The organism is Gordonia sp. 135 (genome assembly GCF_009720185.1).
Lineage (GTDB): Bacteria > Actinomycetota > Actinomycetes > Mycobacteriales > Mycobacteriaceae > Gordonia > Gordonia alkanivorans.
Genome location: NZ_CP046257.1, coordinates 1,500,590 through 1,514,468 on the forward strand (window position 1 = coordinate 1,500,590; position 13,879 = coordinate 1,514,468).

At 67.7% G+C, this 13,879-nt stretch carries 13 protein-coding genes, 1 tRNA gene and 3 pseudogenes; 11 read left to right on the top strand and 6 right to left on the bottom strand.

The features are described 5' to 3' along the window. The first annotated feature begins 27 nt into the window (after positions 1-27). The 5 genes from GKZ92_RS06850 (at position 28) to sepX (ending at position 5,043) form a co-directional block, all read left to right on the top strand. The gene (locus GKZ92_RS06850; protein WP_042378629.1) at positions 28-969 is read left to right on the top strand and encodes a UTP--glucose-1-phosphate uridylyltransferase; all 942 of its coding nucleotides are present in this window, start codon (positions 28-30) and stop codon (positions 967-969) included. A gap of 93 nt (positions 970-1,062) precedes the next feature. Continuing rightward, on the top strand, positions 1,063-2,367 hold the full coding sequence (glp, locus tag GKZ92_RS06855) for a molybdotransferase-like divisome protein Glp (RefSeq protein WP_155225140.1): 1,305 nt from the start codon (positions 1,063-1,065) through the stop codon (positions 2,365-2,367). 38 nt (positions 2,368-2,405) lie between these two features. After that, positions 2,406-3,062, top strand: a complete 657-nt coding sequence (locus tag GKZ92_RS06860) for a GNAT family N-acetyltransferase (RefSeq protein WP_035755654.1) — start codon at positions 2,406-2,408, stop codon at positions 3,060-3,062. Positions 3,063-3,075: 13 nt separating this feature from the next. Beyond that, complete coding sequence (locus GKZ92_RS06865) at positions 3,076-3,729, top strand: SIMPL domain-containing protein (RefSeq protein WP_155225141.1); 654 nt, start codon at positions 3,076-3,078, stop codon at positions 3,727-3,729. A 126-nt stretch (positions 3,730-3,855) separates the two neighbouring features. After that, entirely contained in the window at positions 3,856-5,043 is a 1,188-nt protein-coding gene (gene sepX, locus GKZ92_RS06870; protein WP_155225142.1) for a divisome protein SepX/GlpR, read from the top strand. A 59-nt stretch (positions 5,044-5,102) separates the two neighbouring features. Here sepX and GKZ92_RS06875 read toward each other — a convergent pair whose 3' ends face one another. Beyond that, a complete protein-coding gene (locus GKZ92_RS06875; RefSeq protein WP_155225143.1) occupies positions 5,103-5,852 on the bottom strand; it encodes a hypothetical protein in 750 nt (249 codons plus the stop codon). Positions 5,853-5,942: 90 nt separating this feature from the next. On the opposite strand from GKZ92_RS06875, the gene GKZ92_RS06880 reads away from it, so the two are divergent. The 4 genes and pseudogenes from GKZ92_RS06880 to GKZ92_RS06895 all read left to right on the top strand — a co-directional run. Then, positions 5,943-6,018, top strand: a tRNA-Ala gene (locus GKZ92_RS06880). A 209-nt stretch (positions 6,019-6,227) separates the two neighbouring features. Further along, positions 6,228-6,653 (top strand): DUF5994 family protein, encoded by a 426-nt coding sequence (locus GKZ92_RS06885; RefSeq protein ID WP_005193946.1) that lies wholly within the window; start codon positions 6,228-6,230, stop codon positions 6,651-6,653. A gap of 81 nt (positions 6,654-6,734) precedes the next feature. After that, positions 6,735-7,625, top strand: a pseudogene (locus GKZ92_RS06890) (NADH:flavin oxidoreductase); the annotation flags it as partial. Between the two features lie 2 nt (positions 7,626-7,627). Further along, positions 7,628-7,928: pseudogene (locus GKZ92_RS06895) on the top strand (MaoC/PaaZ C-terminal domain-containing protein); the annotation flags it as partial. 492 nt (positions 7,929-8,420) lie between these two features. Here GKZ92_RS06895 and GKZ92_RS06900 read toward each other — a convergent pair. From GKZ92_RS06900 to GKZ92_RS06910, 3 genes and pseudogenes are all read right to left on the bottom strand, one after another. Then, a pseudogene (locus GKZ92_RS06900) lies at positions 8,421-8,921 on the bottom strand (SDR family NAD(P)-dependent oxidoreductase); the annotation flags it as partial. Positions 8,922-8,985: 64 nt separating this feature from the next. Beyond that, positions 8,986-9,909, bottom strand: coding sequence for an LLM class F420-dependent oxidoreductase (locus GKZ92_RS06905; RefSeq protein WP_196222035.1), 924 nt, complete (start codon positions 9,907-9,909; stop codon positions 8,986-8,988). A 46-nt stretch (positions 9,910-9,955) separates the two neighbouring features. Then, complete coding sequence (locus GKZ92_RS06910) at positions 9,956-10,315, bottom strand: nuclear transport factor 2 family protein (protein ID WP_155225145.1); 360 nt, start codon at positions 10,313-10,315, stop codon at positions 9,956-9,958. A 158-nt stretch (positions 10,316-10,473) separates the two neighbouring features. Here GKZ92_RS06910 and GKZ92_RS06915 point away from each other — a divergent pair, with 158 nt between their 5' ends. Together GKZ92_RS06915 and GKZ92_RS06920 are read left to right on the top strand one after the other, a co-directional pair. Then, the gene (locus GKZ92_RS06915; protein ID WP_005194021.1) at positions 10,474-11,418 is read left to right on the top strand and encodes an esterase/lipase family protein; all 945 of its coding nucleotides are present in this window, start codon (positions 10,474-10,476) and stop codon (positions 11,416-11,418) included. Positions 11,419-11,423: 5 nt separating this feature from the next. Continuing rightward, a complete protein-coding gene (locus GKZ92_RS06920) occupies positions 11,424-12,728 on the top strand; it encodes a family 1 glycosylhydrolase (protein WP_372512901.1) in 1,305 nt (434 codons plus the stop codon). An 86-nt stretch (positions 12,729-12,814) separates the two neighbouring features. On the opposite strand, the gene GKZ92_RS06925 is transcribed toward GKZ92_RS06920, so the two are convergent. Both GKZ92_RS06925 and GKZ92_RS06930 read right to left on the bottom strand, forming a co-directional pair. Next, on the bottom strand, positions 12,815-13,138 hold the full coding sequence (locus GKZ92_RS06925) for an AzlD domain-containing protein (protein WP_155225147.1): 324 nt from the start codon (positions 13,136-13,138) through the stop codon (positions 12,815-12,817). After that, positions 13,135-13,863 carry an AzlC family ABC transporter permease gene (locus tag GKZ92_RS06930; RefSeq protein ID WP_155225148.1) on the bottom strand — a complete coding sequence of 243 codons (729 nt, stop codon included), beginning with the start codon at positions 13,861-13,863 and terminating at the stop codon, positions 13,135-13,137. The genes GKZ92_RS06925 and GKZ92_RS06930 overlap by 4 nt, the downstream gene beginning before the upstream one ends. Positions 13,864-13,879: the final 16 nt, after the last annotated feature.

Consider the following 13,879-nt stretch of genomic DNA (forward strand, 5'->3'; position numbering starts at 1 on the left):
CGGGGACACCTGTCTTAGGGTGGTTTCATGACTGCGTCCAAAGATGGCTTCAGTGAGTACGAATCCGTACCCAACACCCCGCCGATCCCGCGCACGGCGGTGGTCCCGGCAGCGGGTCTCGGGACGCGCTTCCTGCCCGCCACCAAGACGGTGCCCAAGGAGCTGCTGCCGGTGGTCGACACCCCCGGCATCGAGCTGGTCGCCGAGGAGGCCAAGTCGGCCGGCGCGGAGCGACTGCTGATCGTCACCTCGCCCGGCAAGGACGGCGTCGTCGCGCACTTCGTGAAAGACCTCGTCCTCGAGAGCACCCTCGCCAAGCGCGGTAAAGAAGCGATGCTGGCCAAGGTCCGCAAGGCGCCCAACCTGCTCGAGGTCGCATCGGTCGTCCAGGAGAAGCCCCTGGGCCTCGGCCATGCCGTCGGTTGCGTCGAGGACCGCCTCGACGACGACGAGGACGCCATCGCAGTGCTGCTGCCCGACGACCTGGTCCTGCCCGGTGGCGTGCTGGAGGTCATGGCCCGGACGCGGCAGCGTCGTGGCGGTTCGGTCCTGTGCGCGATCGAGGTCCCCGAGGACCGCATCAGCGCCTACGGCGTCTTCGACGTCGAGCCGCTGCCCGACGCCAACAACCCCAACGTCATGAAGCTCAAGGGCATGGTCGAGAAGCCGGAGCCGCAGGACGCGCCGTCGAATCTCGCCGCGGCCGGACGCTACATCCTCGACCGCAAGATCTTCGACGCGCTGCGTCGGATCAAGCCGGGCGCGGGCGGCGAGCTCCAGCTCACCGACGCCATCGCGCTGCTCATCGAAGAGGGTGAGCCCGTGCACGTCGTCGTGCATCGCGGTACCCGCCACGACCTGGGTAACCCGGGTGGCTACCTCAAGGCCGCCGTCGACTTCGCGCTCGATCGGGACGATTACGGCCCTGATCTGCGTGAGTGGCTCGAGAAGAGGCTCGCCGACAGCTGATCGCCCGGGCTCCCGCGCGCCTCGGCCGTTCCGGCGCGCGGGACCGATACCGTTCGTCTGTGTTGTATCGAGCAGTGCGGGAAGTGCGGTGAGATGCGGTCGGTCGAAGATCATCTGACGCTCGTGACCGTCGCCGCGGTGGCGCCGCGGCCGGTGCGTGTCGCGATCTCCGAGGCGCAGGGTCTGATGTGCGCGGAGGAAGTGGTCACCGAACATCCGATGCCGGGTTTCGACCAGGCGGCCATCGACGGTTACGCGGTGCGTGCGGTCGACGTGGCCCTGGCCGGTGTTCTGGCCCCCGAGGATCTCGAGGATTTCGATCCGAACGGTGCCGAACTCGTCGACCTCGAGACGGGCGAGCCCATGATCGTGTCGCTGCCTGTGGTCGGGGAGGTGGGCCCGGGGTCGCGGACCCCGACCCGACTGCAACCGCGCCAGGCCGTCCGCGTCGAGACCGGTGCGCCGATGCCGACGCTCGCCGACGCGGTCGTGCCGTTGCGCTGGACCGACGGCGGCGATCAGAAGGTCAAGATCGGTCACGGCGTCGAGAGCGGCAACTACGTGCGCCGGGTCGGCGACGACGTGCAGCCCGGTGATGTCGCGGTCCGCGCCGGCGCGATCATCGGTCCCGCCCAGGTGGGTCTGCTCGCCGCCGTCGGACAGTCGCGCGTGATGGTGCATCCCCGACCGCGTCTGTCGGTGATCTCGGTCGGCAGCGAACTCGTCGACATCGACCGCACTCCCGGACCGGGACAGATCTACGACGTCAACAGCTATGCCCTCGCGGCCGCCGCGCGCGACGCCGGCGCCGACGTCAACCGGGTCGGCATCGCCGAACGCGACGCCTCCCGGATGCGTGAGGTGGTCGAGGCGCAGCTCATCCGGTCCGAGATCGTGGTGATCTGCGGCGCGGTCGGCGGCAGTGCGTCGAAGGCCATCGCCGACGCCCTCGCCGACCTCGGTGAACTCGAGATCGTCCGCGTGGCCATGCACCCCGGATCGGTACAGGGTTTCGGCCGGCTCGGTCGCGACGAGGTGCCGACCTTCCTGCTGCCTGCGAACCCCGTGAGCGCGCTGGTCACCTTCGAGGTGATGGTGCGCCCGCTGATCCGCATCGCACTCGGCAAGCGGCAGCCGATGCGTCGGATCATCAAGGCCCGCACCATCGGGCCGATCGCCTCGGTGCGCGGTCGCAAGGGATACCTCCGCGGACAGCTCATGCGCGACGAACGGACCGGGGACTACCTCGTCCAGGTGCTCGGCGCGTCGCCGACCGGCTCGTCGCACCTGCTGGCCGAACTCGCCGAGGCGAACTGTCTCATCATGGTCGACCCCGAGGTCGAGGAGATGAGCACCGGCGACGAGGTCGAGGTCGCGTTCCTCGCCCAGCGCGGCTGACCGCATCCGGGGCGTGATTGCGCTTAAACTGACTCATCGTGTTCAGGTGGTTGAGCGGCAGTGCGGGCAGCCCGGGTTGGCCGGCGACCCTCGGACCGCTGCGCACCAAGGCCGGGACGGTCACGTTGCGGCCGGTGAAGGTCCGCGACGGCAAGAACTGGAGCGAACTGCGCATCCGTAACCAGAACTCGCTGTTGCCCTGGGAACCCACCGGCGTCGGGAGCTGGGCGGACCGCCATCAGCCCGCGTCGTGGCCGCCCCTGTTCGCGGTGCTGAAGTCGGAGGCCAAGCGCGGCGCCATCCTGCCGTTCGTGATCGAGCTCGACGGTCAGTACGTGGGGCAGCTGACGGTCGGCAACATCCAGCGCGGAGCCGTGCGCAGCGCGTGGATCGGTTACTGGGTCGACAACGCGCACGCCGGCCAGGGCATCGCGACGGCGGCCGTCGCACTCGGCGTGGACCACTGCTTCGGTCCGGTCGGGCTGCACCGGCTCGACGCGACGGTGCAGCCGGCCAACGAGGCGTCCCAAAAGGTGTTGAAGAACATCGGTTTTCGACAGGAAGGCCTGTTGGTCCGGTATATGGACGTCAACAAGCGCTGGCGCGACCACATGTTGTTCGCGTTGACGGCCGAGGAGGTCGTCGGGTCCGCGGCCGAGGCGCTGGTCCGTTCGGGTCGGGCGTCCTTTTCATAACTAAGCTCACGGCATGACTGATCTCGAAATCGTGGTTCGCGGTAACGCACGCGGTCGGTACGCCCCGGAACGCGGCGCGATCGACCTCGCCGTCCATCTCGAAGGTCCCGTGAAAGCGGCCGTGTACGAGGCTGCGGTGGCACTGCATTCGCGGATCACCGGGGCTCTGGGCGAGCTCGAGTCGGCCGGTGCGGTGAACCGGTGGACCGCCGAATCGGTACGGGTGTACTCGTCCCGGGCCTACTCGCAGGACGGTGAGCCGCGGGACCCGATGTACAACACCCGCATTCGTCTCGATGCCGAGTTCGTGGACTTCGAGAAGCTGTCGGAGTTCATCGACACCTGGTCCGGGGAAGAAGGGGTGGCGGTCGAAAACGTTCGCTGGGACGTCCACGAGACCAGTCGCCGCGCACACGAACGCGAGCTGCGTCGGGAGGCGGTCGAGGACGCAATAGCCAAGGCGCAGGCCTATTCCGACGCCGTGGGGCGCGGGCCGGTGATACCGACTCTCCTGTCCGACCCGGGCATGGTCGACCATGCACCGTCACCGCGCGGGCGGGTGATGAGTGCCGCCATCCCGGGATCGGCGCCGTCGCCGAGCCTCGAACTGCGGGCCGATGACATCGAGATCCGCGTCGCGGTGGACGCGCGTTTTCGCGCCGAGTGACTGAGAGCGGCATGTGAATCCGCGCCGACATGGTCGCGTTCCGGCGCGTCTGCACAGAACTGGGACTTTCGGGCCCTAGATTGTGGAGTGGCCTCGTGTGACCAGAGTGAATGAAGGGAGAGTCGCATGCCCAACTCCGTACTGTGGGTTTGTCTCGTCGCGGTCTGGCTCTTCGTGCTGGTCCCGATGGTGATCAAGGGTCGTCCCCAGATCCTCAAGTCGACCGAGGCCGCGAAGAAGACGCGCTTGCTGCACCGCGGTGGATCCCGCGCGACGGCACCGTCGACGGCGCGACGCCGTTCGTCGGCTCGCCACCCGCACGACCCGTCGTGGAAGTCCTCCCGTAAGGCGACCGCGACCGCCGTCGTCGACGAGGTCGAGGACGACGCCGAGACCGAGACCGAGCACGCCGACGTCACGACGAAGGTCCAGCGCGTCGCAGATGTCGAGGCGGACAAGCCGACCGTCGAGGCCACGGATGACACCGACGCCGAGGACACCGACCTCGAGGACCTCGCCGATGGAACCGACGAGGTCGAGGACGACGAAACCGCCGAGACCGACGACGACTTGGTCGACGATGCGGAGGATTCCGAGGCCGGCGACTCCGACGAGGCCGAGTACGAGGACTCCGAAGAGGCTGAGTACGAAGATGATTCGGAAGCCGCCGAGTACGACGACGAATCCGAATACGACGAATCCGAATACGACGAAGCCGAGTACGAGGACGCGACCGACGATCTCGACGAGGACGAGTACGACGACTACGCCCGCGCGTCCCGGCACACCGAGGTCGAACCGGAGTCGGTCGTCGACGAGCTGGAAGACGAGCGGCCGGCCGGGCGTACCCCGCAGTCCGAGCGGGTTCGCCGCAGCATCTACTCGTCGGAGAAGGAACGCGAGCTGAAGTACCGCGAGCGTCAGCGGGTCACGCTGGGTCTGTTCGTGCTGTTCATCCTGTCGCTGGTGACGGGCTTCCTGATCGGGATGCCCGGTTGGGTCGCGACGGGTGTCGTCGGGCTGATGCTGGTCGGTTATCTCGCCTACCTGCGTCGGGCGGTGAAGGTCGAGCAGCAGATCCGGGCTCAGCGACTCGCCCGCGCCAAGCGTGCGCAGCGTGCCGAAGAGGAGCGTCGTCGACGCGCCGCCGCGGTGCCCGAGTTCGCCGCCGCCCCGCCGCCCCCGCGACTCCGGCGTCCCGGTGGCGCAGTGGTTCTCGAGATCGACGACGAGGACCCCGTGTTCGACCACCTGCCGCCGTTCCAGCGTCGCCGCATGGACCGCGAGGACCTGGAGTACCGCCGGGTCGGCTGACCCGCAGCAGACTCGACCAGCAGTAGGTTTCGCTCACCGAAACCTACTGCTGGTTCGTTTCAGCGACCTGTGGTCACCGACGCCTTCCCGTGCGAATCCAGCCACGCCTGACCGCGTTTGGCGGCCGTCGACAGTGCGAAACGCTCACCGAGGTAGGTCGCCGGCGCGCCGATGACCGGGATGTACCCGAGCATGCGGAACAGGATCATCGGTTGGGGTCGCTTCTCGAACTCGTCGTCGACGGCCCGCAGCAGCTTCGCGGCATCCCAGATCCCGCCGAGCAACGACTTCTTGCGCTCTTCGGGTTCGCTGGGCAGGGGCGCACCTGATTCGGAGGACAGATCGGGCGTGGAGATGTCCCGCCCGCACAGGACCGACGCCAGCAGTGCGACCTGGCGGCCACGGTCGGTGACCTCGTATTCGCGGGCGATCGCGACGAGCACCATAGCCTGGTTGGCGAACCCCAGGTACGGCGTGATCGGCAGGCGCTTCGCCCAGATGCCGAAGACCCCGGGGAAGGCGACCGCGGTGGTGTTGAGGGTCCCGATGCGGGTCACCCACCAGCTCGCTCGCTTGTGCATCGACCGCTCGCTCCAGCCCTTGGTGCCGGGCCAGTCGGCGACGTCGAGGAGCTTGGCAGCCGCGTGTTGGGCCTGCTCGATGCGGGAATCGGGGTGGTCATGCTCATGGAACGTATGGCCCTTGAGGCCAAACGGGTCGCGTTCGGCGAGCACGTCGAGAACAGGGTTGATCACCCCCACGACGTTGCTGAGAACACCGGCCAATTGCTGATCAGACATCCGAGGCACCGGCCCAGCCTAGCCATGAGCTCGGGTGTTTGGGATCCACCGCGGTGGGGCTGCTAGAGTGGCTCCCGGTTGGTCGCACGACGACCCTCCGGGGCTATGGCGCAGTTGGTAGCGCGACTCGTTCGCATCGAGTAGGTCAGGGGTTCGATTCCCCTTAGCTCCACCATTCTCACGCCGGTCATGCCGAGCCGCCGGGCTCGCCGTCGCGCTGCCGGGGTAACCTTTTCAGTATCCGGTTCGAACATCCGACAGATCTCTGTCGGCCTCTCCGGTGTCAGACCGTAGACAATCCACTCTCCGTCTGATGAACACGTCAGGTGGGAATGTGACCTCCGAGTCCCTCAGCATCGTTGCCGTCGTCGAGGAGGCGCGACGATGAGCGTCCCTCCGCTTCTGGGACCGCCCCGGGTGCGGTTCGGTGTAGATCCGTCGGCTCCGATCGGCGGCGCGTGGTACCCGTACACGGTCCAGCTCGCCGACGAACTGCCCGGCGTGCTCGCCGCGGCTCGACCGCAGATCGGCGACGTCACCGGGATGGACGTCAACTGGAGCAGCTTCCGCCGGTTCCCCGGCTTGGATTCCCCGGACTCTCCCATGACGCCCCCGCTGATGACACTGACCGCAGGAGGAGTCGTCGTGACGCTTCTGGTGATCCCACCGCGCACCGCATCGTCGCTGGCCGCGATCCTGCTGCGTCAGGCGAGCAACACCGTGTCCCCGGACAGTCAGCTGCATTCGCTGGAATTTCGTCGTGCGGAACGGATTCTGGAACTCGCACGTCGGTCGCTGTCCACGTCCTGACGCCCGAGGTCTGCCCCTGGGCGTCCCGATGACCGGGACCCGTTCGCGCCGGACGTTGCGACCACGATTTACCGTGCGGTGGTGAAGATCCGATCCAGCGGGTATGCCCACCTGCTCGCGCCCGGCGTCATCGGCCCGATGGCGGTACCCAATCGCATTGTTCTGCCGGCGATGGACATGAACCTGTGCGTCGACGGCGAGATCGAAGAGGGTGATGTCGCCCATTTCGCGGCTCGCGCCGCCGGCGGGACCGGCCTGATCATCACCGGTTGCTGTGCGGTGGCCTATCCGGTGGGGTGCGCCAGCACCAAGGAACCGGGACTGTCCGAGGACCGTTTCATCCCGGGTCTCGCGGCTCTGGCCGACGCGGTTCACGCGGAAGGCAGCAAACTGTGTGTGCAGATGACGCATCACGGCCGGGTGGCGCGAATCGACACGATCGACGACCGTCCGCTCCTGGTCCCCACGATGCCGTCGGGTACTCGCGACATGTCGGCGCTGGCCGACAACACCCCCGGTGAACTGCAGAAGATGGCCGCCGTGTCCGGCGGGAAGTCGGCCACCTACCACGAGGCCACGCAAGACGACATCGACTGGCTCGTAAGGTGTTTCGCCGACGCCGCCGGCCGGGTGCAGGCCGCGGGCGGTGACGCGGTGGAGATCCACTGCGCCCACGGTTATGTGCTCGGCGGCTTCCTCAGCCGCGCCGACAACCAGCGGACCGACGGCTACGGCGGACCGCTGGAGAACCGGGCGCGGTTGGCGTGCGAGGTCATCGCCGCGGTGAAGGAGCGGGTCGGCGACTCGCTGGCCGTCATCGTCCGCGTCGCCGGCCGGGAGTTCGGCGAGGAGAACGGGCTGACCACCGAGGAGGCGGTCGGCGCGGCCAAGCTCTTCCAGGCCGCCGGTGCCGATGCCATCCACGTCACCGGTTGGGCCCGAAACCCGTTCTCCAACTTCACCGACGGCCCGTCGCGCCCGGCGCCGGGGGATTTGGCGGTGATCGCGGCCCGTCGCGTCCGGCAGGTCCGGAGGGCGAGCCGGTTGCGAGCCGTCCGATACAGACGGCTCCGAACCAGGCCGCCCTGTACCGGCTCACCGGCGACCGGCATCACATCCACATCGACCCGGCGGCTGCCGCGCGGATCGGGCAGCCGCGGCCGATCATGCACGGGCTGTGCACGCTCGGTATGGCGGCGGTGGAGCTGGCGCGTGCGGTCGGGGCGCATCCCGCAGACCTGACCAGGCTCGAAGGGGCGGTTCGCGGCACCCATCCTTCGCTCGCGTGTTGGATGACCTCACCGGGGCGCGTGGACAGGACAGTGAAGAGTCACGGCCCAGCAGCCAGAAACGGTCCCAAACAGGTCACACCCGCCCCGGTCCTCACAGTTCAGGGCGTAGGTGACCAGCCCGGTTCACGAACGACAGATCTCGCCCACGACAGCACCGTCAGCCTCGAAGTAGGTCAGCCCTGAACCCGGCCAGCCACCCACAACCATTCTCACTGCTTCGAAGGGCCTGGTGAGATGTCCTCGCCGGCCCTTCGAGACGCATCCTCCGCGGGCTCCGTCCCCGTGAGCACCGTCGAAGGGCACATTGCCCTCGAAACCCACTGACGGGGACGCGAAGTCGTCCTGCCCGGCCCGCTGCACAGCATCCGTACCCGCGTCCAGTTCGCGGCAGGGTGAACGACATCGGCCGTGGTCCTACAGCCGCAGCGGCGTCGCGTCCTCCGCAGGCTCCGGATGCGCCTGAAGGGAGCCGGCGTCAGCCGGTGACGCGAGCGGCGTTGCCGGCATCGACCGGGATGACCGTTCCGCTGATGTGGGCGTTGGCCGGGTCGGTCAGGAACAACACGACCCGGGTGATCTCCGCGGCCTCCAGCCAGGGGACCGGTTGGGCATGCAGTGACTCGAAGGCCGGTGCGACGTCGTCGATCGTCGGGGATTCCAGGTCGGGGCGCAGCATCGAGTACAGCGCGTCGTTGTGGATCATCGGCGTCGAGATGTTGACGGGCGCAATGGCGTTGACGGCCACGCCGTGGCCGGCGAGGTCGAGGGCTGAACTCTTGGTCAAACCGATGACACCCCACTTGGATGCCGCATATCCCGTCATGTTGGTGTCGCCGGCCCGGCCGAGCATCGACGAGATGGTGACGATCCGTCCGTAGTTCCGTTCGATAATCCGGCTCGCCACCGCGCCGACGGTGTTGAAGACCCTGGTCAGGTTGGAGGAGATGACCTCAGACCACTGGTCGGTGGTCATGGACGGCTGCGTCCCTGACCGCGGGCGGCGCCGGTGATCAGTGCGACCTGACCCTCGTATGTGTTCGTCATGTCCTCGACTCCTGTTCGGGGTGTGTGTCGGATCCCGGTGGTTCTGCCGGCCCGTCGAAGTCCACGCCTTCGAGGTGGGCGAGGCGGTGGAGCTCGTCGAGTTGATCGACGTAGTGTCCCGCGTCGCGGGCGGCCACGGACGTGCCGGCGATGGTCGCGCCCGCGTCGCGCAGATCGTTCAGAGTCCGGGTCACGGTGTCGGGCGCCCCGAGCGGATCGAGCGCCCGGGGCGAGGACAGGACCACGTCGAACGACGGTGGAATCGGGGCGTCCGCCAGCATCGTGCGCAACTGGTCGGTGCCGAGGCCGAACGGGGCCCAGCCGTCGCCGTGCGCGCAGGCCCGACGCAGCGATCGCCCGGTGCGGCCGCCGACCCAGATCGGCACATGATCCTGCACGGCGTGCGGCTCCACCACCAGGTCTGCATAGTCGTAGAAGTGGCCGTGGTATTCCGGCCGGGCAGTCGACAACGAGGCGCGCAGGGCCGCGATCGCGTCGTCGGCGCGGGCGCCGCGATCGTCGAACGGTGCCCCGATGAGGTCGAACTCCTCTTTGAGCGTGCCCACGCCCACCCCCAGCACCAATCGGCCGCGGCTGATCCGGTCGAGGGTTCCGTATCGTTTCGCGATCTCCAGCGGGTGGTGGTAACCCAGCACGAGAACGTTGGTGACCAGGCGCAGCCGGTTGGTGGCGGCCGCCAGGTATCCGAAGGTGGCCAACGGATCCCAGTAGGTTCCGCCCCGGACCTCGGCCACCTCGACGGGTACGGCGATGTGTTCGCTGCAGGTGAGGTGGTTGAAGCCCAGTTCGTCCGCGCGTCGCGCGATCCGGGCGACGTCGTCGATGGTCGCCGTCCGTTCCCACTCCGAGCGCGTGCTCGGGTGCTGGACCAGGACCGGACTGGTGATCCCTAGGCGCATGTCCGCATCGCCTCCCGTCGACTTCTCATTGTGCGACGTGACTCTCTCATCGTGCGACGGGGTGGACGTCCTCGGTAGACCAGTGGGCACGGAGACCGGTGATCAGACCGTGGTCGTCGAAGGTGATCACATCGATCGGTTCGATGGTGATCACCTGGTCCGCGGTCGTGGTGACCACCCGGAAATGGAACGCGGCGGAGTTGCCGGCCAGGCGCAGGGTCAGCAACTCCGCGGAGTTCTCGGCGGCGGCCACCCGCGAGTAGAACGACGTGAGGGCGTCGCGTCCCTGCAGAATCTGCCCGCCGACCGGATCCTCGACCACGGCGTCGGCGGCGAAGAGGCCCGCGATGTCCTCACCGGTGCCTGCGCCGAGGAATGACAGATACCGGGATACCACGTCGGCCATCGCGGCAGGGTCCAACTGAGCTCTCTGTGTTCGCGTCACTGTCCTACGCCATCAGAGATTGGCACGTCCCGGCCAGTCGGTTCCCGTTGATCGGGAGTGCGGCAACCGGTCTGGGCAAACGCCCGACCAGCTCGCCAGGTGTTTGTTAGCTTCCAGCCATGAGGACCTCGAAGCTGCTGTTGGGGCTGGTCGTGGCGGCGATGGCCGGACTGCTCGTCGCCACCGCCGCACCCGCGCGGGCCGACCTACCCGTCACCTACAACTTCCTCTCCGGTATCCCCGGAGAACTCACCAACCCGGGCGGTTCGCTGCCCGGGGCGAACGATTGGAACTGCAAGCCCTCGCCCCGTCATCCCAACCCGGTGATCCTGGTGCACGGAACCGGTGGATCGCAGCAGACCAACTGGGGAACGTATGTCCCGCTGCTGAAGAACGAGGGTTACTGCGTCTTCACGACGACGTACGGTGCGATCAAGGGAGCCCCGTGGCCGATCAGCGCGATCGGCGGAATGGGCCTCATGTCCGAGAGTGCGCGCGAACTCGGCGGCTTCATCACCAAGGTGAAGAGCACGACCGGTGCGTCGAAGGTCGACATCATCGGGCACTCGCAGGGGACCGTGGTCCCGGCCTACTACGTCAAGTACCTCGGCGGTAAGGACAGCGTCGACAAGTACGTGTCGCTGGCACCGGTGTGGCGTGGAACGACCGTCGCCGCTGCCGATGCCATCGGCCCGTTCGTCCGGGGTCTCGGCGTGCGACCCGAGCAGGTTCCGTTGTGCCAAGCGTGTTTCGACCTCGATCCGGGTGCTGCGTTCCTCCGCAAGGTCGCCGACGGCGGGTACTACGAGCCGGGCATCCAGTACACCAACATTGCCACCCGCCACGACGAACTCGTCGTCCCGTACTGGTACGGACTGCCGCCGGGTGGCAAGAACGTCCGCAACATCGTCGTGCAGGACGGATGTTCGGTCGACTACACCGAGCATGCGGGGATGGCCGGGTCGCGACGCACGGCGTACTTCGTGCTGAACGCGCTCGACCCCGAACATCCACGTCGCGTGCCCTGTGAACGCGTCGCACCGTTCACCGGTAGCCCGTTCTGAGCGTGGTGCGCAGAGCCGTCCATCCCGTGATCGCGGCGGCGGCGGCGGTGCTGCTGCTCGTCGGCGTCACTTCGCCTGCGCAGGCAGCGGTTCCGCCGCTCGGCCCCGACTTCGCCTTCGGCGTCGCCCAATCCGGTTTCCAGTCCGAGGGACACAACCGGGATTCGAACTGGCTGCGGTACGGCAAGCAGGGCAAGGTCGATCAACCCGTCGGCAACGCCGTCGACTTCTACCACCGCTACGCCGAGGACATCGATCGCGCAGCGTCGCTGGGCGTGGGCATCTACCGCACGTCGGTGGAGTGGTCGAGGGTCGAACCCACGCGTGGGCGAGATGATCCGGCGGGCTGGGCGTTCTATGACCGTGTGATCCGCAAGGTCGTGGATGCCGGGATGCGGCCGATGATCACCCTCAATCACTGGGTGCATCCCGGGTGGGCCGTGGATCTCGGTGGCTGGAACCGGCCCGGCATGACCGACGACATGGTGGCGTTCGCCGGGCGGGTCGTCGACCGGTACGCCTGGGCCGACCCGCTGTGGATCACCTTCAACGAACCGACCGAATACATTCGACGCGAGACCCAGTACGGCGGGCTCGCACCACAGAACATGGGCCGGATGGCCGACGGCATCGTCGCGGCTCATCGAGCGATCTACCGGCACATCCATCGCATACAGCCGGGTGCGCAGGTGTCGTCGAACTTCGCCTACTATCCGATCGTGGGCCTGCAGCCGTGGCTGGAATCCCTCTTCCCGCAACGGATGCGCGACACCCTGGACTTCGTCGGCGTCGACCACTACTACTCCTTCTCGGTCACCGATGCGTCGGTGGCCTACGGAGCCCTCGGTGAATTCTGGAAGAGTTCGCAGGCGCCGGAGAGCATCTACTACGTGCTTCGGCACGTGGCGCGGCAGTTCCCGGGCAAGCCGATCCGCGTCATCGAGAACGGGTTGGCCACCGGCCCGGACGGTCGACGCCCCGACGGCTACCGGCGCGCAGACCACCTGCGCGACACCGTGTACTGGCTGCAGCGCGCCAGACAGGACGGCATCGACGTGACGTCGTACAACTACTGGAGCCTCACCGACAACTACGAATGGGGTGACTTCGACTCCCGGTTCGGTCTGTACACCGTTGATGCTCAAAGTGATCCGACGCTGACCCGACGCCCTACCGACGCCGTGGCCGCATATCGGGAGATCACGCGGGCCGGGGGAGTCCCGGCCGGATACCGCCCGACGCGGCTGCCCGTGCCGTGTTCACTGGTCGCCGTCCCGGACAGCTGCGCCGAGCCCGCCCTCGTCCGCTGAGTGTTCCGCAAACCCACCGCTTTTCCGTATTCCCACCAGGACGATGGAGGGTGGAAATACGGAAAAGGGGTGAGTTTTCTTGTGGGTCAAGCGATCCCGACCGCGCGGAGTCCGGCGGCGGTCGCTGCGGCGAGGATCACCACAAGTGCGATCGGTGCTCGCAGGACGGCCGCGAGGATTCCGACGGCGACGCCGGCTGGTCGTGCCCATCCGGCGAAGTCGTGGTCGACGAAGAAGGCGCCGGTCAGCGCCACCGCAACCAGCAACACCACGGTGGCCCGGTCCATCAGCTCCTCCGTGTTCGCCGACACGGTGAGACGGTTGCGGAGGAGTGGTCCGGCCAGTCGGATCAGGTAGGTGCCGACGGCGAGAACCGCGATTCCGATGCCGAGGGACAGTCCGGAGGTCATCGGGGCGCGTCGCTGCCGACGAGAGTTCGGGGCGGGGTAGGGGCCGGGCGCGGTAGCAGACTCCGGACGGCTTCGACGGCGGCGAATCCGGCCAGCGCACAAAGGATCGGCAGTCCGGCGGGCAGGAACGGTGTCGAGGCGATCGCGACGGCACCGCCGACGGCGACCGCGGCCCAGGTGGTGCGCGTGCGCAGCGCCGGAACGGCAAGTGCGGCAAGCAGGGCGGGGAACGCGGCGTCGAGCCCCAGCGTCTCGGGGCGGGCGACGCTGCTTCCGAGTAGAGCGCCCAGTCCGGCGCCGACGGGCCAGCAGACGAGAATTCCCGATCCGCACAGCAGGAATGCGGCCCGGGCGCGACGCGGCTCGGATTCCGCGGTGGTCATCGCCGCCGTCTCGTCGTTGATGAGATGCGCCCCGAGAACCATTTCCGGCAGTCCGCGCAGGTGCTTACCCACCGCGAGGCCGTATCCGAAGTTCCTTGTGTTGACCAGAAGTCCGGCGAGGGCTGCAACGACAGGGACGCCACCGGCGGCGAGTACGCCGACGAACACGAATTCCGACGACCCGGCGAGTACGACGGTCGCGATGAGCACGATCTGCCACAGTGCGAGCCCGGCGCTGTGCGCGGCAACGCCGTACGACGCGCCGATCACGAGCACCGACAGGCACATCACGACCACGGCGCGCAGAGTCGCCGAATCGAGTGTTCTCCATGCCGAACGCATGACTATCATAGTGAAC

Coding starts and splice junctions, on each gene's coding strand:
- GKZ92_RS06915 (WP_005194021.1), top strand. CDS start 10,474: ATGAGGACCTCGAAGCTGCTGTTGGGGCTGGTCGTGGCGGCGATGGCC.
- GKZ92_RS06905 (WP_196222035.1), bottom strand. CDS start 9,909: ATGCGCCTAGGGATCACCAGTCCGGTCCTGGTCCAGCACCCGAGCACG.
- GKZ92_RS06885 (WP_005193946.1), top strand. CDS start 6,228: ATGAGCGTCCCTCCGCTTCTGGGACCGCCCCGGGTGCGGTTCGGTGTA.
- GKZ92_RS06865 (WP_155225141.1), top strand. CDS start 3,076: ATGACTGATCTCGAAATCGTGGTTCGCGGTAACGCACGCGGTCGGTAC.
- GKZ92_RS06910 (WP_155225145.1), bottom strand. CDS start 10,315: ATGGCCGACGTGGTATCCCGGTATCTGTCATTCCTCGGCGCAGGCACC.
- glp (WP_155225140.1), top strand. CDS start 1,063: ATGCGGTCGGTCGAAGATCATCTGACGCTCGTGACCGTCGCCGCGGTG.
- GKZ92_RS06925 (WP_155225147.1), bottom strand. CDS start 13,138: ATGACCTCCGGACTGTCCCTCGGCATCGGAATCGCGGTTCTCGCCGTC.
- sepX (WP_155225142.1), top strand. CDS start 3,856: ATGCCCAACTCCGTACTGTGGGTTTGTCTCGTCGCGGTCTGGCTCTTC.
- GKZ92_RS06850 (WP_042378629.1), top strand. CDS start 28: ATGACTGCGTCCAAAGATGGCTTCAGTGAGTACGAATCCGTACCCAAC.
- GKZ92_RS06930 (WP_155225148.1), bottom strand. CDS start 13,863: ATGCGTTCGGCATGGAGAACACTCGATTCGGCGACTCTGCGCGCCGTG.